The organism is Streptomyces sp. DSM 116793 (assembly GCF_057320905.1).
The window spans coordinates 5,649,696-5,676,091 of sequence record NZ_CM170494.1; the positions used below are offsets into that span (position 1 = coordinate 5,649,696).

At 73.2% G+C, this 26,396-nt stretch carries 20 protein-coding genes; 12 read left to right on the forward strand and 8 right to left on the reverse strand.

Features of this window, described 5'->3' with window-relative positions:
• Positions 1-20 precede the first annotated feature (20 nt).
• Entirely contained in the window at positions 21-995 is a 975-nt protein-coding gene (locus tag ACSMXW_RS22185) for a tyrosine-type recombinase/integrase (protein ID WP_485798697.1), read from the reverse strand.
• Between the two features lie 370 nt (positions 996-1,365).
• On the opposite strand from ACSMXW_RS22185, the gene ACSMXW_RS22190 reads away from it, so the two are divergent.
• Positions 1,366-1,809 (forward strand): VOC family protein, encoded by a 444-nt coding sequence (locus tag ACSMXW_RS22190; protein ID WP_485798699.1) that lies wholly within the window; start codon positions 1,366-1,368, stop codon positions 1,807-1,809.
• Between the two features lie 33 nt (positions 1,810-1,842).
• On the opposite strand, the gene ACSMXW_RS22195 is transcribed toward ACSMXW_RS22190, so the two are convergent.
• Entirely contained in the window at positions 1,843-2,382 is a 540-nt protein-coding gene (locus ACSMXW_RS22195) for a hypothetical protein (protein ID WP_485798701.1), read from the reverse strand.
• Between the two features lie 293 nt (positions 2,383-2,675).
• Between ACSMXW_RS22195 and ACSMXW_RS22200 the strand changes: the two genes are divergently transcribed.
• From ACSMXW_RS22200 to ACSMXW_RS22210, 3 genes are all read left to right on the forward strand, one after another.
• The gene (locus ACSMXW_RS22200; RefSeq protein ID WP_485798702.1) at positions 2,676-3,188 is read left to right on the forward strand and encodes an SRPBCC family protein; all 513 of its coding nucleotides are present in this window, start codon (positions 2,676-2,678) and stop codon (positions 3,186-3,188) included.
• Between the two features lie 438 nt (positions 3,189-3,626).
• Positions 3,627-4,622 carry a zinc-binding alcohol dehydrogenase family protein gene (locus tag ACSMXW_RS22205; RefSeq protein WP_485808216.1) on the forward strand — a complete coding sequence of 332 codons (996 nt, stop codon included), beginning with the start codon at positions 3,627-3,629 and terminating at the stop codon, positions 4,620-4,622.
• A 163-nt stretch (positions 4,623-4,785) separates the two neighbouring features.
• On the forward strand, positions 4,786-5,244 hold the full coding sequence (locus tag ACSMXW_RS22210; protein ID WP_485798704.1) for an Hsp20/alpha crystallin family protein: 459 nt from the start codon (positions 4,786-4,788) through the stop codon (positions 5,242-5,244).
• A gap of 151 nt (positions 5,245-5,395) precedes the next feature.
• On the opposite strand, the gene ACSMXW_RS22215 is transcribed toward ACSMXW_RS22210, so the two are convergent.
• Entirely contained in the window at positions 5,396-5,533 is a 138-nt protein-coding gene (locus ACSMXW_RS22215) for a hypothetical protein (RefSeq protein ID WP_485798706.1), read from the reverse strand.
• Between the two features lie 155 nt (positions 5,534-5,688).
• On the opposite strand from ACSMXW_RS22215, the gene ACSMXW_RS22220 reads away from it, so the two are divergent.
• Positions 5,689-6,822, forward strand: a complete 1,134-nt coding sequence (locus ACSMXW_RS22220; protein ID WP_485798708.1) for a LacI family DNA-binding transcriptional regulator — start codon at positions 5,689-5,691, stop codon at positions 6,820-6,822.
• A gap of 220 nt (positions 6,823-7,042) precedes the next feature.
• Here ACSMXW_RS22220 and ACSMXW_RS22225 read toward each other — a convergent pair whose 3' ends face one another.
• Complete coding sequence (locus ACSMXW_RS22225; protein ID WP_485798710.1) at positions 7,043-7,792, reverse strand: polysaccharide deacetylase family protein; 750 nt, start codon at positions 7,790-7,792, stop codon at positions 7,043-7,045.
• A gap of 710 nt (positions 7,793-8,502) precedes the next feature.
• Here ACSMXW_RS22225 and ACSMXW_RS22230 point away from each other — a divergent pair.
• Positions 8,503-9,555, forward strand: a complete 1,053-nt coding sequence (locus tag ACSMXW_RS22230) for a glycoside hydrolase family 10 protein (protein WP_485798712.1) — start codon at positions 8,503-8,505, stop codon at positions 9,553-9,555.
• Between the two features lie 351 nt (positions 9,556-9,906).
• Positions 9,907-10,260, forward strand: coding sequence for a hypothetical protein (locus ACSMXW_RS22235; protein ID WP_485798714.1), 354 nt, complete (start codon positions 9,907-9,909; stop codon positions 10,258-10,260).
• Between the two features lie 61 nt (positions 10,261-10,321).
• Here the strand turns inward: ACSMXW_RS22235 and ACSMXW_RS22240 are convergent, their stop codons facing one another.
• Positions 10,322-11,446: a C40 family peptidase gene (locus ACSMXW_RS22240; RefSeq protein ID WP_485798715.1), complete on the reverse strand. Its 1,125-nt coding sequence runs from the start codon at positions 11,444-11,446 to the stop codon at positions 10,322-10,324.
• 504 nt (positions 11,447-11,950) lie between these two features.
• Here ACSMXW_RS22240 and pcrA point away from each other — a divergent pair.
• A complete protein-coding gene (gene pcrA / locus ACSMXW_RS22245) occupies positions 11,951-14,455 on the forward strand; it encodes a DNA helicase PcrA (RefSeq protein WP_485798717.1) in 2,505 nt (834 codons plus the stop codon).
• A 249-nt stretch (positions 14,456-14,704) separates the two neighbouring features.
• Here the strand turns inward: pcrA and ACSMXW_RS22250 are convergent, their stop codons facing one another.
• Positions 14,705-16,759: a M23 family metallopeptidase gene (locus tag ACSMXW_RS22250; protein ID WP_485798719.1), complete on the reverse strand. Its 2,055-nt coding sequence runs from the start codon at positions 16,757-16,759 to the stop codon at positions 14,705-14,707.
• Positions 16,760-17,312: 553 nt separating this feature from the next.
• Between ACSMXW_RS22250 and icmB the strand changes: the two genes are divergently transcribed.
• Positions 17,313-17,729, forward strand: a complete 417-nt coding sequence (gene icmB, locus ACSMXW_RS22255; protein WP_485798720.1) for a coenzyme B12-dependent isobutyryl CoA mutase small subunit — start codon at positions 17,313-17,315, stop codon at positions 17,727-17,729.
• 331 nt (positions 17,730-18,060) lie between these two features.
• On the opposite strand, the gene ACSMXW_RS22260 is transcribed toward icmB, so the two are convergent.
• On the reverse strand, positions 18,061-19,695 hold the full coding sequence (locus ACSMXW_RS22260) for a DUF5691 domain-containing protein (RefSeq protein WP_485798722.1): 1,635 nt from the start codon (positions 19,693-19,695) through the stop codon (positions 18,061-18,063).
• 221 nt (positions 19,696-19,916) lie between these two features.
• A complete protein-coding gene (locus tag ACSMXW_RS22265) occupies positions 19,917-21,281 on the reverse strand; it encodes an SWIM zinc finger family protein (RefSeq protein WP_485798724.1) in 1,365 nt (454 codons plus the stop codon).
• A 156-nt stretch (positions 21,282-21,437) separates the two neighbouring features.
• Between ACSMXW_RS22265 and ACSMXW_RS22270 the strand changes: the two genes are divergently transcribed.
• From ACSMXW_RS22270 to ACSMXW_RS22280, 3 genes are read left to right on the forward strand one after another with little or no spacing between them, the layout of a single operon-like run.
• Positions 21,438-22,607 (forward strand): ATP-binding protein, encoded by a 1,170-nt coding sequence (locus tag ACSMXW_RS22270; RefSeq protein ID WP_485798726.1) that lies wholly within the window; start codon positions 21,438-21,440, stop codon positions 22,605-22,607.
• On the forward strand, positions 22,604-25,129 hold the full coding sequence (locus tag ACSMXW_RS22275) for a DUF5682 family protein (protein WP_485798728.1): 2,526 nt from the start codon (positions 22,604-22,606) through the stop codon (positions 25,127-25,129). The genes ACSMXW_RS22270 and ACSMXW_RS22275 overlap by 4 nt, the downstream gene beginning before the upstream one ends.
• A complete protein-coding gene (locus ACSMXW_RS22280; protein ID WP_485798730.1) occupies positions 25,129-26,340 on the forward strand; it encodes a VWA domain-containing protein in 1,212 nt (403 codons plus the stop codon). Before ACSMXW_RS22275 ends, ACSMXW_RS22280 begins: the two co-directional genes overlap by 1 nt.
• Positions 26,341-26,396: the final 56 nt, after the last annotated feature.

Consider the following 26,396-nt stretch of genomic DNA (forward strand, 5'->3'; position numbering starts at 1 on the left):
AGGTTGATCAAGGTTCTGGCTCACCGCCGGCTGTCACCGGGGGCCAGAAGGCTGGTCAGCTCGGCGATGGCCGCCGGCGAGGGCTTGAAGTAACGGCGGAGGTTCTCCGGCTTCTTGTGACGCGACTTGGCCATCAGCATGAGCAGTGATGCACCTTGCTCGCCGAGGTGCGTGAGAGCAGAGTGCCGGTACTCGTGAAGGTCCCAACCGCTGCCCGGTCCACGAACTGCGGTGTGCCCATCCAGTAGGGCGCGGGCTTGGCCGTATGAGAGCCGGGCGAAGTCTGTGTCCGGACACACGTCTCGCGGGCCCACCACCTTCCCTGGGCCGGCTCGGCGGTGGGTGACAAACACTGGCCCGCGCGTGCGTCCCTTGAGCAGGCGGGGCAGGAGCCTGGCCGTGCCCGCGTCCCAGTACACAGTCTCCAGCACGAAGTCCTCGCGCGTCTGGCCGCGTCGTCGGGCCTTCGTCCGGGCGCCCTTGGCCTTGACCTGACAGCGGCGCCCGGCGAAGTCCAGATCCTCGATGTTCACGCCCAGAATCTCGTCGGATCGAGCGGCGGTCTCATAGAGCATCCGGTACAGGGTCTTCTCCCGCAGGTGCACGTCGCGCCGCGCGATCAGCCGGTCGATGGCCATGCGCGAGCGGGCCGGGGTCTCGGAGTCCGGCACCCCCAGCCGCTTCGCCCAGGCCGGGACCGCCGGACACTCGTAGCCGCGCTCGCGGCACCACGCCAGCCAGGACAGTACCGATGCTCGGCGGGAGTTCCAGGTGTTCACCGCCGCGGTGCCCCAGAGCAGTTCGAGGGCTTCCCCCACTTCGTCGTCCGTGACCGAGCCGAGCGGGCGGCCCTCGCCGAGTCGCAGCGCAGTCTTGCCCACCCCGATCCCGTAGGTGCGGACCGTGTTCGGGTTGCCGAGTGAGTCGAGGAAGAGGTCGGCCGCCGTCCGCACGGTGAGCGCTTTGCCTGTCGGCAGCTGTACGACGGTGGGCACCGCTTCCCCCTTGCCGCAGATAACAGGGCAGCTTCACGTAGGAACCGAAGAGCGTCACCGCAGGTGACGAATCAAGCTACCGCAGATATTGGGGTGTTATCTGTGGGAAGACTTCAGGCTCGTCCCAGGACCGACGCCCCGTCAGCCTCCCACCAGGGCCGACGAAGGCTTAGCGCACGATCTGACACGGATGTTCCTCAACCCCCGAGCCACGGCCGAGTCAGGACGAGCCACCCTTGACAGCAGGGGTTGCCCTCGACATAAGGTGAACACCACTCACCAGGTAAATAGTATTAGCCTCGCCAGGCGTCGCTCCCCGGCACCACCCGGCAGCCGGGCCGCGCCGCCGGAACCACCTCGGAGGTCAGCCGTGACCACCACCACCTGCACGACCGCCCTCGTCCCGGCCTTCCACCACATCAGCGTCTCCGTCGGCGACCTCGCCGCGCAGGAGCGCTGGTACGGCGTCGCCTTCGGGCTCACGGATGCGGAGGAGCGGCTCGACCTGCCCGAGGCGGGCATCCGCACCGTCGTCCTGCGCAACGCGGAGGGGCTCAGGGTGGAGTTCACGGAGCGGTCGGAGTCCGCGCCGGTCCGCCATGCCGACCCCTATGCGGCCACCGCCCTCCAGACCTTCGCCCACCTGGCCCTGCGGGTGACGGACCTGGACGCGGCGTTCGGCCATCTGACGGGGGAGTGCGGCGCCGCCCCCGTCTCGCCGCCGGCGCCCGGTGCGAGCGCAGGCATGCGGTACGCCTATGTGCACGATCCCGAGGGAAACCTGATCGAACTCATCGAGACCGCCGCCGGCTGACGCGCCCGCCCCGCCGGGCGCCGCGCACGGACGCTACGTGGGGCCCACCCGGCTGGTGCAGGTGAACGGCTCGTCGATCCAGTAGGTGGCGTGCTGGGCGTCGTAGACGATCGGGTACTCCGTGGACGGCGCGCAGAGCCTGCGGATCTGGGCGTGGTTGGCGGAGCTGATGGTGAACCAGTACTTGTTCGTGTCCGGGGCGATCTTCTCGCACTTGTAGAAGAACCCCTTCATACCGGGGCCGAAGACGTCGCCGCGGAAGTCGGCGGACAGCTTCTTGCCGACGTTGACGGTGTCGCAGTCGGCCTTCATGCCCGCGACGTCGGTCGTCTCGGCGGCCCTGGTCGTGTAGCCCCTGGCCGTGTGCGTGCCCGAGGCCGTCCAGGCCCGCTCGGGCAGGCCGATCTGACCGGCGACCTCGGCGAGGAACGGGCTGTCGGGCACGGCCCCGCCCGTCCGGGAGAGCGCGCCGACATCCGCGACGCACCCGGCGACGGCCGCGCCGGTACCCAGGGTCGCCAGCAGCAGGGGTGCGATCCGGGTCCCGCCGCGGGGCGGGGGCGAGGATGTCACGGTGCGCTCCATTCCCGGCAGGTCCGGCGGGCGGCCCGCTGCCGCCCGGGGTGCCTGATCGCACCCTAGCCGCTCGGGCGGGTGCCGCTCGGGATTGGCGGGCCGTCGGGATTCCGCTCCGGTGCGGGCCGGGCCGCCGTGCCCCCGAGGTGCAGGAGCTCCGTGGTGGCCGAGCCTCCCGGGCGCGCCCGGACCAGCGCCGCTCGCCCCGGGCCGGGTGCGGCCACCGCGCCGATGCCGTCCCCCCGGGGTACCGTGACCATGCAGAGCCCCAGCACTCTGGGAGGCAGCGCATGACCATGCGTCCGCCGCCGGGCCGGGAGAAGAACACGGTCGAGGCCGCCGTCACCATCCGGCGCCCCGTGAGCGAGGTGTTCGCGTTCTACCGGGACTTCGGGAACCTGCCCCGCTTCCTGGGGGACGTCATGGACGTCGAGGTGACGGATCCGCTGAGGTCCCGGTGGACGGTGCAGGGCCCGATGGGCCTGAAGGTCCGCTGGACGGTGCGGGTGACCGAGGAGCGTGCGGACGAGCTGATCCGCTACGGGACGACCGGGCGGGGCGCGATGCGGGGGCAGTGGGACGTCCACTTCACCCCTGCGGAGGAACCGGGCAGCACGGTGGTCCGTGAGGTGATGACGATCCCGTTCGGCACGTGGGGCCGGGGCACGCTGGCCCTGATCGGGAAACCGCCTGCGGCAGAGGCGGCCGCGAACCTGCACAGGCTGAAACAGCTCCTGGAAACCGGAGAGGTCACCGACACGACCCACGCGGTCCCCGGCAAGTTCGACACCCCCCGCCCCTGACCCCCGCGGTACCCCCGCCCCTCAGGGGCGCGGGCACCGGGCGCCCGGCCGCGACGAGACGGTCGGTCGTCATCGTCCGAAGGGGTGGTCTCTGCCGTGTCCGGGCCACGGGTGGGTGAGTGGTCGCGCGCGCAGTTCCCCGCGCCCCTTATCGGGGCGGAGCCCCGTCTTGACAGGGGCGCGGGGAACCGCGCGACCGGCCATGACGAGACCGAGAGGTCGTCACCGTCCGAAGGGGGCAGTCTCTGCCGCCTCGGGGCCACCGGCCATGACGAGACCGAGAGATCGTCACCGCCCCAAGGGGGGTGACCCCTGCCGCTCCGGACCACCGGCCCCGGTGGGTTCCCCGCCCCCGCGGGGCGGCGCCAGGCGGCCTGCTGCCGCATGATGCATGCGGAGGTGGCACAGATGAGCACTGGGACCGCAATCCCGGAAACCATGCGTGCCTGGGTGGCCCCGGCCGCCCGCAAGGGCACGATCGAGCACGTGGAGCTCCCCGTCCCCACCCCCGCCCCGGACGAAGTCCTGATCAAGGTGCACGCGTGCGGCGTATGCCGCACGGACCTGCACGTCCGCGACGGCGACCTGCCCGCGCACCTGGAGCGCGTCGTGCCGGGGCACGAGGCGGTCGGCGAGGTGGTGGCCGCCGGGGAGCGGGCCACCGGCCCCCAGCCCGGCACCCGCGTCGGCGTCCCCTGGCTGCGCAGGACGGACGGCACCTGCCGGTACTGCACACGCGGCCAGGAGAACCTGTGCCCCGCGTCCGTCTACACCGGCTGGGACGTGAACGGCGGCTACGCCGAGTACGTCACCGTGCCCGCCGCCTACGCCTACGAACTGCCCGCCGGGTACACCGACGAGGAGCTGACGCCCCAGCTCTGCGCCGGAATCATCGGCTACCGCGCGCTGCGCCGCGCCGACCTCCCCGCGGGCGGCCGCCTCGGGATCTACGGCTTCGGCGCGTCCGCGCATCTCACCGCGCAGGTCGCGCTGGCCGAGGGCGCGACGGTGCACGTGCTCACGCGGTCCCCGGCCGCGCAGGCGCTCGCGCTGGAACTGGGCGCCACGTCCGCGCGCGACGCGGCCGACGGCCCGCCCGAGCCGCTGGACGCGGCGGTCCTCTTCGCGCCGGTCGGCACCCTCGTCCCGGTGGCCCTGGCGGCGCTGGACCGGGGCGGCACGCTGAGCATCGCCGGGATCCACCTCACCGACGTCCCGCCGCTGGACTACCGGCGGCACCTGTTCCAGGAGCGCACCCTGCGCAGCGTCACCGCCAACACACGCAGGGACGGCCGGGGCTTCCTCGCCACCGCCGCCGAGCACCGGCTGCACGCGACGCTGACGCCGTACGACTTCGCCGACGCCGACCGCGCCCTGGACGACCTCGCGGCGGGCCGGGTGAACGGCGCCGCGGTGCTGCGGATGCCCCGCTGAGCAGCGGCTTCCGGTGCGGGCCGGTTCCGCGGTTCGGTCCTGTTCCGGTCCTGTGGCCCGTTTAGCGGTCCGCGCGGCCGGTTACCCGCGAGCCGCAGGATCCCGACCCCAGGCACAACGAGGGGAGATCGCCATGGCTCTGCCGATGCGTCGTGGACGTGGAATGAGCGCTCCGATGGAGCGCCGGATGCCGCCGTACGGCGGCTGGGACCCCTTCGGGGACATCGAGGACATGTGGCGCGACATGGGCCGCCTCATGGCTCCCTCGCCGGCGACCACGGGCGCCTGGATGCCCATGGCCGAGGAGGAGGAGACGGAGGACGCGTACCTGGTGCGGTGCGAGCTGCCCGGCATCCCCGCTTCGTGCGTCGACATCTCCATCGAGGGCAACGAGCTGTCCATCACGGGTGAGATCAGCGAGGAGGAGCGCGGGACGACGCTGGGCCACCGGACCGGCAGGTTCTTCTACCGCAGCATGCTGCCCTCGGACGCCGACAGCGAGAACGTCGAGGCGGACCTCACCGACGGCATCCTGTCGGTGCGGATCCCCAAGACGACGGAGGGACGGCGCCGCAAGATCGAGATCGGCGGCGGCCGCCAGATCAAGGGCGAAACAGCCTGACCTCGGCGTTCGCCACCACCGTCGGCTCGCCGCCCCCGGGACCGCGACCACCGACCCACCGACGGCCCCTCCACGCCCTTGGGCTCAGCGACATGATGGCGCTGGGGGGCGGGGGCGCAGCCCACCAAAGGGGTGCGACGAGAAGGGGCGCCTACTCCTGGTCCGTGCTCTCCGCCTCGTACGTCCTCGTCCACGTGGCCCCACACCGGCACCTGGACCGCTCGACCAGTTCCCCTTCCTCGGTCACGCCCAGGCCCTGGATCAGGCGGACGTGAACATGCTCTGTCATGAAGAGCCTCGCTCCACTACATCGGGACCGGTGACACCGGGATCGGTCGGCACAAGCCTCCATCGTCCCTCAACAGGGACGAAAGGGGTAATGAGACGGATCACACCGCCGAGCCCGCCCCCACGGCCCCTCGAAAACTTTCGGGCCGGTGGCCTATGCTGCACGTCGTGCGTGAAGACGAGGAGACGGGGCGCGTCACCCTGGCGCAGGTCGCCGAGCAGGCAGGTGTCTCCATCTCGACGGTGTCGAAGGTGCTGAACGGCCGCCAGGACGTCTCACGGCCGACCAGGCTGAAGGTGGAGCGGCTGCTGGAGGAGCACGCCTACCGGCGAACGCCGCGCTCGGCATGGGAGGCGCCGCTCATAGAGATCGTCTTCCACGAGCTGGACAGCATCTGGGGCATGGAGCTGATCCGCGGTGTGGAGGACGTGGCCAAGGCGAACCACGCGAGCGTGGTGCTGACGGAGAGCGGGACCCGGCATCTGCCGGGTCCCGACTGGGTCGGGAGCGTGGTGCAGCGCCGCCCGGTCGGCGTGGTGCTGGTCTTCTCCTCGCTGCCGCCCGCGGTGAAGAGACAGCTCAAGTCCCGCGCCATCCCCTTCGTCATCATCGATCCGGCGGGCGACCCGGAGCCCGACGTGCCATCGGTCGGCTCCGCCAACTGGTCGGGGGGCCTCGCCGCCACCCGGCACCTCGTCGAGTGCGGGCACCGGCGGATCGGGATCATCACGGGGCCGCAGGACATGCTCTGTTCCATGGCCCGCCTGGACGGCTACCGGTCGGCCATGAGCATGGCCGGCCTGGAGGCCGACCCGAGCCTGATCACCTTCGGCGACTTCCATGTGGAGGGCGGCTACGCCCGCGCGATGGAGCTGCTGAACCGCCCCGACCGCCCCACCGCCCTCTTCGCCGGCAGCGACCTGCAGGCCCTGGGCGTCCTCGAGGCGGCCCGGGTGCTCGGCCTGCGCGTGCCGTACGACCTCTCGGTGGTCGGCTACGACGACGTACCGCTGGCCCAGTGGTCCAGCCCGGCGCTCACCACCGTGCACCAGCCGCTGCGGAAGATGGCGCAGGAGGCCGCGCAGATGCTGCTCCGGCTGCGGGCCGGCGAGGACACGGCCACTCGCCTCGAACTGAACACCCGGCTGGTCGTCCGGCACAGTACGGCTCCGCCGCGGGATGCGGGGGCCGGGGGGTCCGCGGGGCTCGGGGGTGCCGCGGGGTCCCCGGGGTCCGCCGGTTCCGAGGGTTCCGCCGGATCCGAGGGTTCCGCCCCGCCGGACGCCTGACCGTCCGGCGGGGCGGGGTCTTCGGGGCACGTGGACCCGGGGGCACCTGCCACGCCTTGAGGCCTTGAGGCAGCGGTGGAGGCTCCGCCGCGTGGGCGCGAACGGCCACGTCGCGCCTGCGGTGGGCCACCGGCCCGAGCCCCTTGCGCCTCTTCTCTTCGACTCTTCGGCCACCGGCTGGTGGGGGCCCGTCAGGCAGGTCCCCGCGCCCCTTCGGGCGCTACGGCGCCGTCACCACCGGCTGGAGGTTCGAGCCGCTCACGATCTTCCCGGGGCACAGGCCACGGGAGGCCAGGCCGCTGAGGATCTGCGGGACCGCCTGGACCGTGGTCTGGTAGCCGCCGTCGTGCATGAGGATGATGCTGCCGTTCCGCATCGTGGCGGCGGCCTGCACGATCTGGGCCGTGCTCGCGCCGTTCCAGTCCTGGCTGTCCACGTTCCACAGCACCTCGGCGGTGATGCCCAGCTGCCGCTCGGCGTTCTGCACCTGGGCGTTGGTCTCGCCGTAGGGCGGGCGGAACAGGGTCGGCCGCTGGCCGATGGTCTGCTGGATGATGTTCTGGGTCTGGGAGATCTCGTTGTAGGCGTTCTGCTGGCCGATCTGGGTCATGTGGGGGTGCGTCCAGCTGTGGTTGCCGATCCACATGCCCGCCGCCTGCTCCTGCCTGAGCAGGTTGGGGTACTGCTGGGCGTGCTGGCCCCAGATGAAGAACGTCGCCTTGGCGCCGCCGGCCTGGAGGGCGTTGAGCAGCGCCGTGGTGGACGAGGGGTTGGGGCCGTCGTCGTAGGTCAGCCCCACGTACCCGTTCGGGCAGGCGGCCCAGACGCCGGCCCGGCCGTCCGCCCCCGCCGGCGCGGCCGGGGAAGGAGCGGTCGACAGTGCGGTCGCCGCGACGGTCAGCACCGCGGCGACGAGTCCGGCACGTAGCGTTCCCAGGCGCCTTGTACCCCTGAACGTTGGTCTGCGCATGCTTCCTCCTTGAGTCGAGGCGCACTGCACTTGCCGCTCCAGGCGTGAAACATTCCGGAGTGTGCCCCGGTTGTTTTCGGGGCGCAAGACTTCCGACCGGCTTGGCATGCGCTCGACAGAGTGGGGCGGGGCTGCGGCATGCGCACGTCGGCCGGGGCTCCGGAAACATCCGCAGGTTGGACGGCAGAGGCGAAAGATTTCGAGTGTGCGGGGATAGGGTGTCGCGCGGCATCGCCGCGGGCATCCGGACGTGCCCGGACGTCGGAAACCGTGCGCGTCGCGGGCGGCCTGAACCGGGCCGAGAGCGGTCCGCCCGGCTCACCGGCCAGCAGATCTCGACAGTGCCGCCGAAAATTTCGAAACAAAGGTCCGTCTCATCCTCCCTCTCGTGCGTCCGATCGGCCGAACGAAACAACATAGACGCAGGTAGAAGGGCTTCACGCGAGGCGGAAGATTCGATCATTGACCGAAAGATTTCCGGTACGTGACGTTGACGTTGCCTCGGGGCCCGGGCATACTCCGGTTTCATCGTCACTCAGCGCCACAGCGCTGTCGCTCCGCTCCGCACCGCTCCGTCCCGCCTGATCCTCTCGGCGGTTCGCACGGCCCGGCCGCATGCGAATTCCCAGCGCTGCCGCCGGTCATGGCACGACGCACCCCCGGACGGTGCGCCCACTGACCGTCCGGCCCCCACGGACGAAGGGAACGCAATGACCGAGCAATCCCGCACGACCAGACCTGCCTCCGCGCGGTCCGGCCTCCGCAGGACACTGGTCCTCGGCCTGGCCGGAACGCTCGCCTCCGCGGGCCTGGTCGCCCTCACCGGCGGCTCGGCGCACGCCGCCGGCTCCACCCTGGGCGCCGCGGCGGCCGCGAAGGGCAAGTACTTCGGAACCGCGCTGAGCAACGGCCACCTGGGCGAGGCGCAGTACGCGCAGACGGCGGACCGCGAGTTCAACATGGCCACGCCCGAGAACGAGATGAAGTGGGACGCCACCGAGCCCAACCGCGGCCAGTTCACCTACGGCGGCGGCGACGCGATCGTCAACCACGCCACGTCCCACGGCATGCGGGTCCGCGGTCACACGCTGGTGTGGCACTCCCAGCTGCCCGGCTGGGTGAGCGGGATCGGCAGCGGCAGCGAGCTGACCCAGGTCATGGACAACCACATCCGCAACCTGATGACGCACTACAAGGGCAAGATCTACGCCTGGGACGTCGTGAACGAGGCCTTCCAGGACGGCGGCAGCGGCGCCCGCCGCCCCTCGCCGTTCCAGGACAAGATCGGCAACTCGTTCATCGAGCACGCCTTCCAGACGGCCCGCGCCACGGACCCGGCCGCCAAGCTCTGCTACAACGACTACAACATCGACGGCATCAACGCGAAGAGCAACGCCGTCTACAACATGGTCAGGGACTTCAAGTCCCGCAACATCCCGATCGACTGCGTGGGCTTCCAGGGCCACTTCAACTCCCAGTCGCCGGTCCCCTCGGACTTCCAGCAGAACCTCCAGCGCTTCGTCGACCTCGGCGTCTCCGTGCAGATCACCGAGCTGGACGTCGCGGGTTCGGGCCAGGCACAGGCCGACAGCTACAGCAGGGTCACCAGGGCCTGCCTCGCGATCTCGAGGTGCGACGGCATCACCGTCTGGGGCGTCACGGACAAGTACTCGTGGCGCAGCGGTGACACGCCGCTGCTCTTCGACGGCAACTACCAGAAGAAGCAGGCGTACAACTCCGTCCTGTCGGCGCTGAACAGCTAGCCGTTCGGCGCTCCGGCGACGGTGCGGCGGGGCGGTGTGGCGGCTTCCTCCCAGCCGCCGTGCCGTGACCCGTGGTGCGCCGGCGTGGGCGGCACGGTCCGCCGCCGCCCACGCCGGCCCCGGCCCCGGCCAACCCCGCCCCGGCCGGGGCCGGGAACACCCCGGCACCCCGCGCCCCTTTCGGGGCGCGGCCTCACGTCGGGCAGCCCTGGCCCGCGCCGAGGCAGGGAACCGGGGAGCCCTTACCCCAAGGCGCCCCGGAGGCGAGCCGGGGCTCCCCCCGCGGCAGGGGGACCGCCCCGAGGCCCCCGGGCGGGGGTCCGCCGGAGAGCCCCTCTAGGCTCCGAAGACATGGACGCACTCACCCACCTCTTCGTCGGCCTCCACATCATCGGCATCGCCGCCCTCCTGGGCGGCTTCCTCACCCAGATGAAGGCGATGGGCGAGAACCGCGCCCGCTTCGGCGCCGCGATGCTGCACGGCGCCCTCACCATGCTGGTCACCGGCATCGTCCTGGTCGGTCTCAACGAGGCCGGCGACCACCCCGTGAACACCGTCAAGATAGGCCTCAAGCTGGCCTTCCTGATCGTGATCCTCGCCCTGGTGTACGTGAAGCGGGACGAGGAGACGGTGGACAAGCGCGCCTTCGCCACCGTGGGTGCGCTCACGCTGGCGAACATCTTCATCGCGGTGCTGTGGGCGTGAGCGACCGGCCCCGCACCGCCCGCGGGGAGCGGCCGCCGCCCGACGGCCGCCCCGGGCCGCCCTACGCCGGCCGCACCACGCTGTAGATCGGCATGTACGTCATCGGGATCGTCTCCACGTTCTTGCCCGGCCTGGGCGCGTCGATGACGTTCCCGTCGCCTATGTAGATGCCGACGTGGCTGATGTCGGAGAAGTAGAAGACCAGGTCGCCCGGCCGGGCCTGGGTGGTGGAGACGGTCGTGCCGACCTTGACCTGGTCCCAGGTGGTGCGCGGCAGGGAGACGCCCGCCGCCTTCCAGGCCGCCTGCACCAGGCCCGAGCAGTCGTACGAGTCCGGTCCCGTGGCGCCCCACACATACGGCTTGCCGAGCTGGGCCTTGGCGAACGCGATCGCCTTGGCGGCCATCGCCGCGTAGCTGCCGCTGCTCGTGCCGCCGCTGCCGGACCGCTCCTGCTCCTGCTCCGCTGCGGCCTGCTTCGCGGCCAGCTCCTTCGCCCGACGCTCGGCGGCCTCCCGCTTCTGCCTCTCGATCGCCGCGAGCCGCGCCTTCTGCGCGGCGGTCAGCTTCGACAGCAGCGCCCGCGCGGAGCCCAGCTTCTGCTGGACGTCCTCCTTGGTCTTGCGGAGCGCGGCCTGCGAGTCGGTCAGGTGCGTCAGGCTCTTGGCGGCCTCCGCACGCTTCTTCGCCGTCGCGGCCTGCTGCTTCTGGTAGCTGTCGACGGCCGCCTTCTGCCGGTCGGTGAGCCGGCTCATCAGGTGGTCGTCGTCGAAGTACTGCTGGGGGTCGTCGGCGAGCAGCAGGGTGGCGGTGCCGGAGACGCCGCCGGTGCGGTACTGGGCCGCGGCGAACGAGCCCAGCTCCGCCCTGGCCGCGTTCAGCTTCTCGGTGCGCTTGGCGACGTCGTCGAGCAGGTCGTCCACGTGCTTGCGCTGGGCGGCGGTCTGCTCCTTGGCGGCGTTGTACTTCTCGGTGGCGACACCGGCCTGGTGGTACAGGTCGTCGACCTGCTTCTGCACCTCTTCGAGGGTGGGTCTGGGCTTTGCGGGCGCGGCCTGCGCGGTCGACGCCAGCAGGGCCACCGAGGTCAGCGCCGCCGTGGTGATGCCCACGGCCGGGGCGAGGGCGGGCGGGGTGCGCAGACCCGTCAGGGTGCCGGTGTTCCGCGTCTTGCGGTGCGACGCCACAGCAGGGGACTCCTTCCGTCGGCCGCCTACCGGGTTAGCTGTCGGGTTCGGGCGGGTGGAAGGGTTGCCCTACGGCCTCCGTGCGGCAGTCGCGTCCGGCACGCGGGCGTGCGCGGGTGCTCTGCCGTGCGGGGCCGATTCACCCCGGGAGCCGTCTGCTGCCCGGCTCCGCTGGGTCCCCGGCTCCGGCCACGCACCAGGGCGCACCGGACTCGGCGGGGGCCACCCGGCCCGGCGCGGTTCGCCGGTGGGGATACGGGTCGCCCGACCGGCACGTTAGCCAACTCATGTGACTGCTGTGAAGGCTGATGTGTGATACGCCCTACACATTTCCGTGACTATCGCGTTGCGTGAACGGTCCGCCACCAGTCGTGGCGATCTCGGACGAACGCGGCGGCGATCGGGGCGGTGACAGCGGGGAACACCGGACGCGGCGGGTCGCGTGCGGACAAGTGGGCCGTCCGGGGGCCGGGTGTCAGTGCCGCGGCCTAGACTCGGTAGACGATGAGCAGCCTCTTTGACGATCACTTCCTGGCCGGTCTCCAGGCGTCCCGCGGCGCGCAGGACGAGCCCCCGCCGCCGCCCGAGGAGCCGGGCCCGGAGGAGGTCCCGGACGACCTCTTCGGCGGCAGGTACGACACCCCGCCGCCCCACGAGGCGTACTACCGCGACGGCGCCGCCCGCCCCGCCACGGACCCGTCCACCCTCCTGGACGGGTTGAACGAGCAGCAGCGCGCGGCCGTCGTGCACAGCGGCTCCCCCCTGCTCATCGTGGCCGGCGCGGGCTCCGGCAAGACCCGGGTGCTCACCCACCGCATCGCCTACCTGCTCGCCCGGCAGCGCGCCCACCCCGGCCAGATCCTCGCCATCACCTTCACCAACAAGGCCGCGGGCGAGATGAAGGAGCGCGTCGAGCAGCTCGTCGGCCCGCGCGCCGCCGCGATGTGGGTGATGACGTTCCACAGCGCCTGCGTGCGCATCCTGCGCCGCGAGTCCAAGAAGCTCGGGTTCACGTCCTCGTTCTCGATCTACGACGCCGCCGACTCCAAGCGCCTGATGGCCCTCGTCTGCCGCGACCTGGACCTCGACCCCAAGCGCTTCCCGCCCAAGTCCTTCAGCGCCAAGATCTCCAACCTGAAGAACGAGCTGATCGACGAGGAGGACTTCGCAGGCCAGGCCAGTGACAGCTTCGAGAAGACCCTCGCGCAGGCGTACGCCCTCTACCAGTCCCGCCTCCGCGAGGCGAACGCACTGGACTTCGACGACCTGATCATGACGACGGTCCATCTGCTCCGCGCCTTCCCGGACGTCGCCGAGCACTACCGCCGCCGCTTCCGCCACATCCTCGTCGACGAGTACCAGGACACCAACCACGCCCAGTACGCCCTCGTCCGCGAGCTGGTCGGCCCCGCGCCGGCCGCCGGGGGAGACGAGGCCGGCGACGGCGAGTCCGCCCTGGAGCCCGCCGAGTTGTGCGTCGTCGGCGACGCCGACCAGTCGATCTACGCCTTCCGCGGCGCCACCATCCGCAACATCCTCCAGTTCGAGGAGGACTACCCGGACGCCACCACCATCCTCCTCGAGCAGAACTACCGCTCCACGCAGACCATCCTCAGCGCCGCCAACGCCGTCATCGAGCGCAATGAGAGCCGCCGCCCGAAGAACCTGTGGACCAACGCCGGCGCGGGCGCCCGGATCACCGGCTACGTCGCCGACAGCGAGCACGACGAGGCGCAGTTCGTCGCCGAGGAGATCGACCGCCTCACCGACGCGGGCGAGGCCAAGGCCGGCGACGTAGCCGTCTTCTACCGCACCAACGCCCAGTCCCGTGTCTTCGAGGAGATCTTCATCCGCGTCGGCCTGCCCTACAAGGTCGTCGGCGGCGTCCGCTTCTACGAGCGCCGGGAGGTCCGGGACGTCCTCGCCTACCTGCGCGTCCTCGCCAACCCGGAGGACTCCGTCCCGTTGCGCCGGATCCTCAACGTCCCCAAGCGCGGCATCGGCGAGCGCGCCGAGGCGATGATCGACGCCCTCGCCCAGCGCGAGCGGATCAGCTTCGCGCAGGCGCTGCGCCGCGTCGACGAGGCCTACGGCATGGCGGCCCGCTCCGCCAACGCGATCAAGCGGTTCAACACCCTCATGGAGGACCTGGGCACCGTCGTCGAGTCCGGCGCCGGACCCGCCACCGTCCTGGAAGCCGTCCTGGAGCGCACCGGCTACCTCGCCGAGCTCCAGTCCTCCACCGACCCCCAGGACGAGACCCGCATCGAGAACCTCCAGGAACTCGCAGCCGTGGCCCTGGAGTTCGAGCAGGAGCGCGGTGAGGGCGAGGCCGGCACGCTGGCGGACTTCCTGGAGCAGGTCGCGCTGGTCGCCGACTCCGACCAGATCCCCGAGGAGGACGAGGACGGCACCGGCGTCATCACTCTCATGACCCTGCACACGGCCAAGGGCCTGGAGTTCCCGGTGGTCTTCCTGACCGGCATGGAGGACGGCGTCTTCCCGCACATGCGCGCCCTCGGCCAGACCAAGGAGCTGGAGGAGGAGCGCCGGCTCGCCTACGTCGGCATCACCCGCGCCCGCGAGCGGCTGTACCTGACCAGGGCCGCGCTGCGCAGCGCCTGGGGCCAGCCCGCCTACAACCCGCCGTCCCGCTTCCTGGAGGAGATCCCCGACCAGCACGTGGACTGGAAGCGGACGGCCCCCGCGGCGCCCTCCGCATCCTCGGGGCCGGTGGTCTCCGCCGCGAGCGGGGTCGCCGCCTCGCTCTCCTCATCGCGGTCCCGCAGCGCCGCCTCCGGAGCCTCCGGCTTTGCCACCCGCCGGGCCAGGGAGAAACCGGTGGTCTCGCTCGCCGTCGGCGACCGCGTCACCCACGACCAGTTCGGCCTCGGCACGGTGGTCGCCGTCAAGGGCACCGGGGACAACGCCGAGGCGACGGTCGACTTCGGCGGTGGAGAGAAGCCGAAGCGGCTGCTGCTGCGGTACGCGCCGGTGGAGAAGTTGTAGGGCGGGCGCCTTCGGGTACGGCGGGGCGCCCTTCGGGCACGCGGCACGGGCTCTTGCGGGTGGGGCGGGGGCCCTGCGGGTGTGGCGGCGGCGCCCTGCGGGCGTGGCGGGCTGCACCTTCGAGTACGCGGCTTCGAGTACGCGGACGGGGCGGGGGCGCGGTTGGGGCGGCGTGCGCTGTGGTTGTGCGCCGCGGCGGCCGACCAGCGCCCGGCAGGCGCCGCCCGTGGTCCCGCAGGGGGACGCGGCTCAGGTCGGGTCGAGGCCGTGGCTGCGGAGCCAGGGGAGCGGGTCGACCGCCGCGCCACCGCCCGGCCGGACCTCGAAGTGCAGGTGCGGTCCCGTCGAGTTGCCGGAGTTCCCGGAGAAGGCGATCACATCGCCGGCCTTGACGGTGGTCCCGGAGCTGACCTTGTAGCTGGACAGGTGGCAGTACCAGGTCTCCGTGCCGTCCTTGGCGGTGACGATGGCCATGTTCCCGTAGGCGGTGTTGTACTGCGTACGGACGGTGCCGTCGGTCGCGGCCATCACCTGGGTGCCGTAGGCGACGGGGAAGTCGATGCCGGTGTGCACCGACATCCAGTTGACACCCGCCTGGCCGAAGTAGGCGCTCAGACCCTTCTGGGTGACCGGGAGGACGAACTTCGGCCGCAGCGCCTCCTTGCGCGCCGCCTCCTCAGCCGCCCTCTTGCGCGCCGCCTCCTGCTTGGCCTTGAGGTCGATGCGCTCCTGCGTACGGCTCGCCCGGTCGGCGAAGTCGCCGGCGTCCGCGGAAAGGTTCTCCAGCTGGGTGTCCAGCTTGTTGTTGGCCACGGAGGGCTTGACGGGCGCGCCGGACGCGGTGGCGTCCTTGTTGTCGTCACCACCACCGACGGCCGCGGCGGCCACCCCCGCCACACCGATCACACAGGCCGAGGGCACGGCCACGGTGAGCAGCGCGGAACGCTTCGCGGGGCGGCGGCGGGAGCGGGAGGCGGCGCCACGCCCGCCCGGGCGCGCCGGCGCCCGGCCGGCGGAACGGGGCCGGGGCAGGTCCGCGCCCGGGGCCTCGTCGGGGAGTTCCCCGGCGGGTCCCTCGGCGGCGGTGTCGTGTGCGGCGGCGGTCTCGTGTGCGGCGGCCGTGTCGTGTGCGGCGGTGGCGTCGTGTGCGGTCGCGGTGTCGTATGCGGTCGCGGTGTCGTATGCGGTCGCGGTGTCGTGTGCGTCGGCCTCGGCGTGCGCGTGGGCGGGGTCGTCGTAGGCGTCGTAGTCGTCGCCCGTGTCGTCGTAGGCGGAGTCGTCGTAGGCGGAGTCGTCGTAGGCGGTGCGGTGGCCGTCGGTCGAGTCTCCGTCGTACGCGCCGTCCGCGGCCGGGCCGTCCTGGTAGGCGTACGCGTCGCCATAGGGGGTGTCGGCGCCGTCGGGGTACGCGGGGGTGCCCGTCGGATACTCGGGTGCGTCGGGGTGGGCGGCGGCGTGGTCCTGGTACGGGGCGGCCTCGTAGCCCTGGGCCGGGTAGCCCTGCTGCGCGGTGTACGGGGCATACGAATCGTACGAGTCGTATGTGCCGTACTGGTGTGACTGTGACTGTGACTGTGACTGTGACTGCGCCTGTGGCTGGTGCTCTGCCTGCGGCTGTGGCTGCGGTTCGCTGAACTCCGTGCCGAGGAGCGGGTCCTGCCGGCTCCCGTCGGCGGGGGCCTGCCGGGCGTAGGAGTGGGTCTCCCACTCGGCGGCGCCGTTCCAGGCGGTGGCGTCCCACTGCGCACCGGTGTCGTATCCGGTGCCGTCGTAGCCGCCGGACGCGAACTCGGCGTCCTGCGGCCGGCTCTGCTGCGGCACGTACGGGTACGGGCCCGGGGCCGACGGGTCCTGGCCGGTGGCGGTGGCCCAGTGGCCGGTGCCGTAGGCGCCGGTGACGTCGGGGGCACCGGTGGTTCCCGTCGCGCCGTGGGCGCCGGGGAGGTCACCGAAAAGGGGGTCGCTCTCGAAGCTTCCGCCGGACTCCGTCCGGGAGGTGTCCCCGAAAGCGAACGCGCCGGGGGTGAAGGTGCCGGTGGCGAAGCCGTCGGCCGGATAGCCGTCGTCGGCCCAGTGACCGGTGCCGTAGGCGTCGGCGGTGCGGCCGTCCGTGGCGAGTGCGTCCGTCGCGTAGGCCGTGGTGGCCGTGGCGGTCCCGCTCGTCGTGTAACCGCCGTAACCGTCATACCCGGTCTGGCCGCCGTACTGGACGCCTTGCTGGTCGTACGACGAGTACGACCCGTGGTCGGCGTCGGAAGCCGGGGCCTGGGGGTATGGATCCCCCGAGGGGTGACGGTCGTTCACCTACTTCTCTTTCGCCTCGACAGCAGGGGCTGGGGGACTGTCGGCAGCGGGGAGACCTCCCTCACGGCCTTCGAGGGCTCCCCCACTGCCTCAAGGGCGTGGGGGGTACCCCAGAGGTACCCCCGGTTCACCGCCCCCCAGAGGCGGAGCAGTGCGGCGACTGTACCCGGCAGTACGCGGGCGGGACAATCTTCGGCCCTGACCGGGCCGGTGGGAACCGGGCATTCGGCCGTCTTTCGCCGCGGCCCGGACGCATCTTTGGCGGTGCGTTCGAGACATGTTCGAGAAACGGGGGTCGGGGTCGGCTTCTACGTGGGCCCTGTCAGTCTCCCGGTCCCTGTCGTTTCCGCCGTTTCCGCTGTTTCTGCTGGTTCTGCTGTTTCCCGCCCTTTCCATCGTTTCCGCTGTCCCTTGTTCCCGCTGTTTCCGCGATGTCCGCCGTTTTCGGCTTCCCGTCGGCGTTCCCGGCGTGTGATTTCTCCCTCGCCCTGGGGCGGGGAGCGGGCACGTGCGGGATGCTGGGGGCAACGTTCGTCGGTATATGGAGGCAGTGATGGGTGTGGCAGCCGGGCCGATCCGCGTGGTGGTGGCCAAGCCGGGACTCGACGGCCACGATCGGGGGGCCAAGGTCATCGCGCGTGCGCTGCGCGACGCGGGCATGGAGGTGATCTACACGGGTCTCCACCAGACGCCGGAGCAGGTCGTCGACACCGCCATCCAGGAGGACGCCGACGCGATCGGCCTGTCCATCCTCTCCGGCGCGCACAACACCCTGTTCGCCCGTGTCCTCGAACTGCTGGAGCAGCGGGACGCGGAGGACATCGTGGTCTTCGGCGGCGGCATCATCCCCGAGGCGGACATTCCCCTCCTCAAGGAGAAGGGGGTCGCGGAGATCTTCACGCCCGGTGCGACGACCGCCTCGATCGTGGACTGGGTCCGCGCGAACGTACGGCAGCCTGCGGGGGCGTGAGCGGCGCGCCCCACGGGGCGCGGGGCTGTGTCGTGTGGGGGTGCCTCGGGGCACCTCCGGGGTACCCCCACGCCTCTGAGGCAGTGCGGGAGCGGGCAACCCCATCTTCGGCCGGTGGCCCGGGAGCGACAGAAACTGCCCCTTTCTGGCGGTGGCGAGGTGCGGGATTCGCCGTGGTCGTTCGCGCGGTTCCCCGCGCCCCTGATCGGCGCCGCCGACGTCGAGGGCGCCCCTTCCGGGGGCACCCTTGGTCGGTTCGGTGGCCGGTTCGAGGCGCCCCTGGCCGGTGCGGGCCACCTCTGGCCGGTTCGGGGCGCCCTTGGCCGGAGGACTACCGCACGGGGGCCGGGGTGGACGGAGCCGTGAGTTCCGTGTGCATCGTGGCGCGCAGGTGGAGCGTGCTGACGAGGCGCTGGAAGGCCTCCGACCAGTAGCCGCCGGCGCCGGGCGCGGCGTTCTCCTGCTCGTCGGGTATCGCGGTGAGCGCTTCAAGACGGGTGACCTCGGCCGGGTCGAGGCAGCGCTCGGCCAGCCCCATCACCCCGCTGAAGCTCCAGGGGTAACTGCCCGCGTCCCGCGCGATGTTCAGCGCGTCCACCACGGCCCGGCCGAGCCGCTCACTCCAGGGCGCCGCGCAGCCGCCCAGCAGCTGGAACGCCTCCGACAGGCCGTGCGCATCGATGAATCCGGCCACCCATTCGGCCCGCTCCGCCGGGGAGAGCGCGGTCAGCAGCTTCGCCCGCTCGGCCAGCGACACGGCGCCCGGGCCGCCGGCGCCCGGCGCCGAGGGCGTGCCGAGCAGCGCGCGTGACCAGGCGGTGTCCCGCTGCCGGACCGCCGCACGGCACCACGCCGCGTGCAGCTCGCTCGCCCACTCGTCGGCCACCGGCAGCGCCACGATCTCCTCCGGGCTCCGGCCGCCGAACCGGCTCACCCACGTGGCCAGCGGGGCCGCCTCCACCAGCTGTCCCAGCCACCAGGACCGCGCGCCCCGGCCGGCCGGCGGCTTCGGCATGATCCCGTCCCGCTCCATGGCCGGATCGCACTCGTGCGGCGCCTCCACCGCGATCGCGGGCTCCTCACGCGTCGGGTCCAGGGCCACGCAGGACGCGGCGCGGGCCGCCATCCGGGTGGCCAGCGCCGACCCGGGCAGCGCGGACAGCAGCTCCGCCGCGACGGCGCGGACATTGCGGCTGCGGTCGGTCAGCGCCCGTTCCAGGAACAGCTCGTCGTCGGCGCGCAGGCCCATGTGCAGCGAGTCCAGGAACATCAGGCGGTCCTCCGCCCGCTCCGTCGACCAGGTACCGGCGAGCAACTCCCGGGCCGCCGCCGGGTCATGCGCCCGGACCGCGGCGAGCAGCGCCACCCGCTCCGCGAACAGCCCCTCCTCCCACACCCGCCGCACCCGCTCGGTGTCCTCCGGCGCCGGCAGCATCGCCCCGCCGCCCGGGGCGGCGCGCAGCGCGAACTTCCAGTCCGGATTGAGCCGGGCCAGCCACAGCGCGCGGGGCCCGGCGAAGGCGAGGACCCGCGGGCGCAGGTCCGTACGCGCGCGTGCCGCGTCGAGCAGGGCCGGCAGCAGGTGCGGGGGAGCGGCATAACCCCGGGCGTTCGCCACCCGGAGCCACTGGGGGAGCAGCTCCAGCAGGTCGGGCGCCGAGCCCCGGCGGCCACCCGGGCCGGCGCCGGGCCGGTCGGCGAGCAGCACCGCCAGCCGGCGGGCCGCGGCGGGCGGCAGCGCGGGACGGGGATCGGGTGCGGCGCGGTCCGGGAGCGGGGCGGCCGGCGCGGGCCGGGCCCCCGCTCGGCGGCGGAGGGTGTGCACGGCCGCCGCGTCCAGCAGGCCCGCGGCCGGATCGCCGTGCCGGGCCGGCACGGGGGGCCTGCGGCGCTCGGTACCGAGCAGGGCCGCGGTGACCAGGTCCTCCCAGGTGGCCGATGCGGCGCCGGTCAGCAAGGGGGTCATATGCCTCGCCGCTCCTGTCGTTGTCGTGTGGGTGTCGGTGGGGGCGGTGCCGGTGCGGACGGTGTCCGCGGGATTCGGGGTGCTTCCGGGGCTCAGGGGAGGGACGGGGTGCGGGGGAGGACCAGGGTTCTCGGGATGTCCGGGGTCCGGGTGAGCCCCGGGGCCCGGCTGATTCCCGGCACCCCGGCGACCGCCCGCCGCGGTGGCCGTGCCCGTGCCCGTCAGCACAGCGCCACCGTCTCGCCGGGGCCCTGCGGCCAAGCTGCGAGCGGGGTGAAGCCGCGGTGCCCGCACTCGCCGAAGACCGTGACCGGGGCGCCGCCGGAGAGGGCGACGAGCCGCCACAGGCCGGGCGCGGCGGCGGCCGCGGGCGTCACGGGCAGGGCCGCGCCGCCGTCCGCGTCGGCCAGCTGCCAGCCGGAGCCGTCCGGCAGCGGCACGGGTATGACAGAGCCGAGGGTCACCGGCCAGGCCTCCAGCCAGGGGTCGGACCGCAGCGCCGTGCCGTACCGCGCGGCCGCCTGCTCGGTGCCCGTGCCGGCGGGCCGGGAGGTACTGGGCGCGGGGGTCCCGAACCGCTCGCCCAGCTCCGCCCTGAGCTGCCCGGCCCCCGGACGGCCGGACAGCTCGGCGTCGAACGCGAGCCCCACCGGGAGCGCGAGCCCCGGCGGGCGCCCCGCCGCGCCGTAGGAGAGCAGCAGCGCCGTACGCCCCGACGCCGTGCCGTGCAGCCATATGCGGCGGGTGGTGAGGCGGCTGTCCACGGTGTCGTACTGGGCCAGGACCAGCCAGGTGTCACGCTGCGGCGGCTCCTGTGCGGCGGCGGGCAGGCCGACGCGGGAGCGGACGGTGGCGGCCAGGTCCGGCGGCAGCGCCGCCCGGTGCAGCCAGGCCTGGTCGAGCAGATGGAGCAGGGCGCACTCCTCCAGCAGCCGGACCGGCCAGCCCGGGCCCGACGCGGCCACGGCCCCCAACTCCCGCACCCGCGAGGCGAGGCCGGGCGCCTGTGCGTCGACCATCCGGGCCGCCGTCTCCTCCCAGGGGCCGTAGCCCGCCTGCTCCACGCCGGCCAGGCCGCCGCGCAGCAGGTCGGACAGCCGCTGCTCCAGCTCGCCGGCGCCCGCGGTGATCCGCTCTGCCCGCTTCTGCGCCCTGGACTCGGCGCGCCGCCGGGCCGCCGGGTCCGCCGCCTCTTGCGACTCCTCGGGCCGGGGCGCCGCCCGCTCCGCCGCCCGCCTGCGCCGCCCGGCCAGCCACTCCTCGGCCCAGGCGGGGGCCTCGGCCCGCGGCACCGAGCCGTCCTCACCCGCCCAGAGCAGCAGCAGCCCGAGCGCGTGCTTGCACGGGAACTTCCGGCTCGGGCAACTGCACTTGTACGCCGGGCCGCCGCTGCCCGCGATATCGACGACGGTCTGATACGGCCTGCTGCCGCTGCCCTTGCACAGGCCCCACACCGAACCTCCGGCGCTGCCGGCCTCCGACCACGGCCCGGCCGCGGCGAGCTTGCTTCCCGCTTTGCGTGACGCCGCGTCAGGAGCCAGTGCCAGCACCTGGTCCGCCGTCCAGCGCACCCCCTGCTCAGTCATGTCTCCGACGGTAGGTCCGCCCACTGACAATCCCCTCGTGATCATGCATCTGTGCAGGTCAGCGCCGATTGTCAGTGGGGTGGTGCAAGGTGGGGGCAGATCGCAGCCGGAGCGGCCCGTCCCTCGCGGACCGGCCGGAGGACGAGGGGGAGAGCCATGCCCGTATCCGCAGAACCGACGCCCGCGCAGCCGACCGAACGGCCGGTTGGATCCGCGCCCGTGGCCGGGCCCGCGCCCGCGGCGGCCGCCGAGGCGCTGCGGCCGCACGCCGAGGACGCGTTCGCGGCCGAGCTCGCGGCGCTCGCCGCGCAGGACGACCGGCCGAGGCCGCCCCGCTGGCGCCTCTCGCCGTGGGCGGTCGCCACCTACCTCCTCGGCGGCGCCCTGCCGGACGGCACGGTGATCACACCCAAGTACGTCGGCCCGCGCCGCATCGTCGAGGTCGCCGTCACCACCCTGGCGACCGACCGCGCCCTGCTCCTCCTCGGCGTGCCCGGCACCGCCAAGACCTGGGTCTCCGAGCACCTCGCGGCCGCCATCAGCGGCGACTCCACCCTGCTGGTGCAGGGCACCGCGGGCACCCCGGAGGAAGCCATCCGCTACGGCTGGAACTACGCCCGGCTCCTGGCGCACGGCCCCAGCCGCGACGCCCTCGTCCCCAGCCCCGTGATGCACGCCATGGCGGCCGGCATGACGGCCCGTATCGAGGAGCTGACCCGCATCCCCGCGGATGTGCAGGACACCCTGATCACCATCCTCTCCGAGAAGACCCTGCCGATACCGGAGCTGGGACAGGAGGTGCAGGCCGTCCGCGGTTTCAACGTGATCGCCACGGCCAATGACCGCGACCGCGGGGTCAACGACCTCTCCAGCGCCCTGCGCCGCCGTTTCAACACGGTGGTCCTGCCGCTGCCGGAGAGCGCCGACGCCGAGGTCGACATCGTGTCCCGGCGCGTCGACCAGATCGGCCGCGCGCTCGACCTGCCCGCCGCGCCCGAGGGGATGGCCGAGATCCGCCGGGTGGTCACCGTCTTCCGCGAGCTGCGCGAGGGCGTCACCGCCGACGGCCGTACGAAGGTCAAGTCCCCCAGCGGCACGCTCTCCACCGCCGAGGCCATCTCCGTCGTCACCCACGGCCTCGCCCTCGCCGCGCACTTCGGCGACGGCGTGCTCCGCCCCGGTGACGTCGCCGCCGGCATCCTCGGTGCCGTCGTCCGCGACCCCGCCGCCGACCGGGTCGTCTGGCAGGAGTACCTGGAGGCGGTCGTCCGCGAGAGGGACGGCTGGAAGGACTTCTACCGCGCCTGCCGGGAGGTGAGCGCATGAGGGGCCCCGTGTCCACCGCGGACGCGCCGGACGAGGCGTCCACCGCGCCGCCACCCTGCCCGGCGGACGCCACCGGGCGGACCGGGGCCCGCCGTGGGGGCCGTGCACCGCTGCTGCTGGGGGTGCGGCACCACGGGCCGGGGTCGGCGCGCGCGGTGCGCGCCGCGCTGGACGCGGCGGCGCCCCGGGTGGTGCTGATCGAGGGCCCGCCGGAGGCGGACGCGCTGGTGCCGCTGGCCGCCGACCCCGCGATGCGGCCACCCGTGGCGCTGCTCGCCCATGCGGTGGACGAGCCGGGGTGCTCGGCCTTCTGGCCGCTCGCCGGGTTCTCGCCGGAGTGGGTCGCGCTCCGGTGGGCGCTCGCCCACGACGTCCCGGTCCGCTTCATCGACCTGCCCGCCGCGCACTCGCTCGCGTGGCGCGACCGGGAGGAGGGCGCCGAGGAGGGCGAGGACGGCGGCGCCGAGGAGCAGGGCACCCAAGGGGGCGAGGGTGCCGCCGGGGCGGCGCGGGAGAGCGCCCGGATCGATCCGCTGGCCATGCTGGCCGAGACGGCCGGGTACGACGACCCGGAGCGCTGGTGGGAGGACGCCGTCGAGCACCGGGGCCGCGCGGAGGACGTCTTCGCGCCGTTCGAGGCGCTCGCCGACGCCATGGCGGCGCTCCGCGAGGCCTATGGCCCCGGGGCCCGGCGCGACCAGGTCCGCGAGGCCCATATGCGCCTGAAGATGCGCGCCGCGGGCAAGGAGTTCGGCGGCGCGGTGGCCGTGGTGTGCGGCGCCTGGCACGTGCCGGCGCTGCGGCAGCGCAGCACCGTCGCCGCCGACCGCGCCCTGCTCAAGGGGCTGCCCAAGGTCAAGGCCGACCTGACCTGGGTGCCCTGGACGCACCGCAGGCTCGCCAAGGAGAGCGGGTACGGCGCGGGCATCGACTCGCCGGGCTGGTACGGCCACCTCTTCCAGGCACGGGACCGCCCCATGGAGCGCTGGATGACGAAGGTCGCCGGGCTGCTCAGGTCGGAGGACCGGATTGTGTCCTCCGCCCATGTCATCGAGGCGGTGCGGCTGGCGGACGCGCTCGCGGCGCTGCGCGGCAGACCGCTGCCCGGCCTGCCGGAGGCCACCGACGCGGTGAAGGCCGTGATGTGCGAGGGCTCCCATGTGCCGCTCGCCCTCATCCACGACCGCCTGGTGGTCGGGGACGTCCTGGGCGAGGTACCCGAGTCGGCGCCCGCCGTGCCGCTGCAGCGCGACCTCGGCAGACAGCAGAAGTCCCTGCGGCTGAAGCCCGAGGCGCTGGAGCGGGAGCTCGACCTCGACCTGCGGCGGGACACCGACGCCGCCCGCAGCAGGCTCCTCCACCGGCTGCGGCTGCTCGGCGTCCCCTGGGGCGAGCCCGCGCTCTCCGCGCGCGGCAGTACGGGGACCTTCCGGGAGACCTGGCGGCTGCGCTGGGAGCCCGAGCTGTCCGTCCGCGTCGCCGAGGCCGGCGTCTGGGGGACCACGGTGGTCGCCGCCGCCACGGCCAGGGCGCGTGCGGACGCCGCCGCGGCGCGGACGCTGTCCGACGTCACCGCCCTCGCCGAGCGCTGCCTGCTCGCCGAACTCCCCGACGCGCTCCCCGAGGTGATGCGCACCCTCGCCGACCGCGCCGCGCTGGACGCGGACGTCGGCCACCTCGCCCAGGCGCTCCCCGCCCTGGTCCGCTCCCTGCGCTACGGGGACGTCCGCGGCACCGACACCCGCGCCCTCGGCGAGGTCGCCGCGGGCCTGGCCGAGCGCGTCTTCGTCGGCCTGCCCCCCGCCTGCGCCTCCCTCGACGCGGACGCCGCGGCCGAGATGCGCCGCCACGTGGACGCCGTGCACGGGGCGGTCGGACTGCTGGCCGACACCGAGGAGGCCCCGGCGGCGGGCGCCCCGGCAGAGGGGGAGGGCCCGGGTGCCGCGGGCCTGCGGGAGCGCTGGCATGCCGTGCTGCGGGGGCTCGCGGGGCGGGAGTCCGTGCCCGGCGTGCTGCGCGGCCGCGGTACCCGGCTGCTGCTGGACGAGGGGGTCGCGACGCAGGACGAGGCGGCGCGACGGATGGGCCTCGCACTGTCGCCGGGCACCGAGCCCGCCGACGCGGCGGCCTGGATCGACGGGTTCGTCGGCGGGGGCTCCGGCTCCGGCATGCTCCTCGTGCACGACGAGCGGCTGCTCGCGCTGGTCGACGGCTGGCTCGGCACCGTTGCGGACAGCGCCTTCACGGACGTGCTGCCACTGCTGCGCCGTACGTTCTCCGCCTACGAGCCCGGCGTCCGCCGCACCCTGGGCGAGCTGGTGCGCCGTGGCCCGGCGGCGGGCGGGGCCACCGCCGTCGCCGCCGGGACCGCGCTGCCCGGCTTCGGGGCGGAGCTGGACACGGCGCGCGCCGACGCCGTGCTCCCCGTGCTGTCCCTGCTGCTCGGCCTCAGCGAGGACGCGGCGGGCGACACGGCGCAGCCAGGGAAACGCACGCTCGACGACCCGCTGGGGGTGGCCTGATGACGACAGGGACGACGGCGACGACGGGGGAGCCGGCCGCCCAGCCGGACGGGGCCGCGCGCGATGACGAGCGGTTGCGGCGGTGGCGGCTGGTGCTCGGCGGCGACGCGGCCGACGGCACCGGTTACGCGCTCTCCGGCCGGGACGCCGCCATGGACGGCGCACTCGGCGCGCTCTACGGCAAGGGGGACAAGCCGGGGCGCGGCCGGGACCGCTCCGCGGGGCTCGGGGCGTCGGCGCCGTCCGTCGCCCGCTGGCTGGGCGACATCCGGACCTACTTCCCGTCCTCCGTGGTGCAGGTCATGCAGCGGGACGCCATCGACCGGCTCGGCCTCTCCGCGCTGCTGCTCGAACCGGAGATGCTCCAGGCCGTGGAGGCCGACGTCCACCTGGTCGGCACGCTCCTCTCCCTCAACAAGGCCATGCCGGAGACCACCAAGGAGACCGCGCGTGCCGTGGTCCGCAAGGTCGTCGACGACCTGGAGAAGCGGCTGGCGACCCGCACCCGGGCCACCCTCACCGGCGCGCTCGACCGCAGCGCCCGCGTCAACAGGCCGCGCCACCACGACATCGACTGGAACCGCACCATCGCGGCCAACCTCAAGCACTACCTGCCCGAGTACCGCACCGTCGTCCCGGAGCGGCTGATCGGCTACGGCCGGGCGTCCCAGGCCGTCAAGAAGGAGGTCGTCCTCTGCATCGACCAGTCGGGATCGATGGCCGCGTCCGTCGTCTACGCCTCGGTGTTCGGGGCGGTGCTGGCGTCGATGCGGTCCATCGCGACCCGGCTGGTGGTCTTCGACACCGCGGTGGTGGACCTCACCGACCAGCTCGACGACCCCGTCGACGTCCTCTTCGGCACCCAGCTCGGCGGCGGCACGGACATCAACAGGGCGCTGGCGTACTGCCAGTCGCAGATCACCCGGCCCGCGGACACCGTCGTCGTACTCATCTCCGACCTCTACGAGGGCGGGATACGGAACGAGATGCTGAAGCGGGTGGCGGCGATGAAGGCGTCGGGAGTGCAGTTCGTGACCCTTCTCGCGCTCTCCGACGAGGGCGCGCCCGCCTACGACCGTGAGCACGCGGCGGCGCTCGCCGCGCTGGACGCACCCGCCTTCGCCTGTACACCCGACCTCTTCCCGGAGGTGATGGCCGCGGCGATCGAGAAGCGCCCGCTTCCCATACCGGACATGAGTGCCCAACGGTAACGGGGGTCTTGCGCAGACTCCGGCGTCCCGTGCAAGGATCGGCCATGGCGTGAAAG

Excerpts from the sequence above, each read along its gene's own strand:
- ACSMXW_RS22280 (WP_485798730.1), top strand. The coding sequence starts at position 25,129 with ATGACGACAGGGACGACGGCGACGACGGGGGAGCCGGCCGCCCAGCCG.
- ACSMXW_RS22260 (WP_485798722.1), bottom strand. The coding sequence starts at position 19,695 with ATGACCCCCTTGCTGACCGGCGCCGCATCGGCCACCTGGGAGGACCTG.
- pcrA (WP_485798717.1), top strand. The coding sequence starts at position 11,951 with ATGAGCAGCCTCTTTGACGATCACTTCCTGGCCGGTCTCCAGGCGTCC.
- ACSMXW_RS22235 (WP_485798714.1), top strand. The coding sequence starts at position 9,907 with ATGGACGCACTCACCCACCTCTTCGTCGGCCTCCACATCATCGGCATC.
- ACSMXW_RS22230 (WP_485798712.1), top strand. The coding sequence starts at position 8,503 with ATGACCGAGCAATCCCGCACGACCAGACCTGCCTCCGCGCGGTCCGGC.
- ACSMXW_RS22220 (WP_485798708.1), top strand. The coding sequence starts at position 5,689 with ATGCTGCACGTCGTGCGTGAAGACGAGGAGACGGGGCGCGTCACCCTG.
- ACSMXW_RS22275 (WP_485798728.1), top strand. The coding sequence starts at position 22,604 with ATGAGGGGCCCCGTGTCCACCGCGGACGCGCCGGACGAGGCGTCCACC.
- ACSMXW_RS22210 (WP_485798704.1), top strand. The coding sequence starts at position 4,786 with ATGAGCGCTCCGATGGAGCGCCGGATGCCGCCGTACGGCGGCTGGGAC.
- ACSMXW_RS22205 (WP_485808216.1), top strand. The coding sequence starts at position 3,627 with ATGCGTGCCTGGGTGGCCCCGGCCGCCCGCAAGGGCACGATCGAGCAC.
- ACSMXW_RS22270 (WP_485798726.1), top strand. The coding sequence starts at position 21,438 with ATGCCCGTATCCGCAGAACCGACGCCCGCGCAGCCGACCGAACGGCCG.
- ACSMXW_RS22225 (WP_485798710.1), bottom strand. The coding sequence starts at position 7,792 with ATGCGCAGACCAACGTTCAGGGGTACAAGGCGCCTGGGAACGCTACGT.
- ACSMXW_RS22265 (WP_485798724.1), bottom strand. The coding sequence starts at position 21,281 with ATGACTGAGCAGGGGGTGCGCTGGACGGCGGACCAGGTGCTGGCACTG.
- ACSMXW_RS22200 (WP_485798702.1), top strand. The coding sequence starts at position 2,676 with ATGACCATGCGTCCGCCGCCGGGCCGGGAGAAGAACACGGTCGAGGCC.
- ACSMXW_RS22215 (WP_485798706.1), bottom strand. The coding sequence starts at position 5,533 with ATGACAGAGCATGTTCACGTCCGCCTGATCCAGGGCCTGGGCGTGACC.
- icmB (WP_485798720.1), top strand. The coding sequence starts at position 17,313 with ATGGGTGTGGCAGCCGGGCCGATCCGCGTGGTGGTGGCCAAGCCGGGA.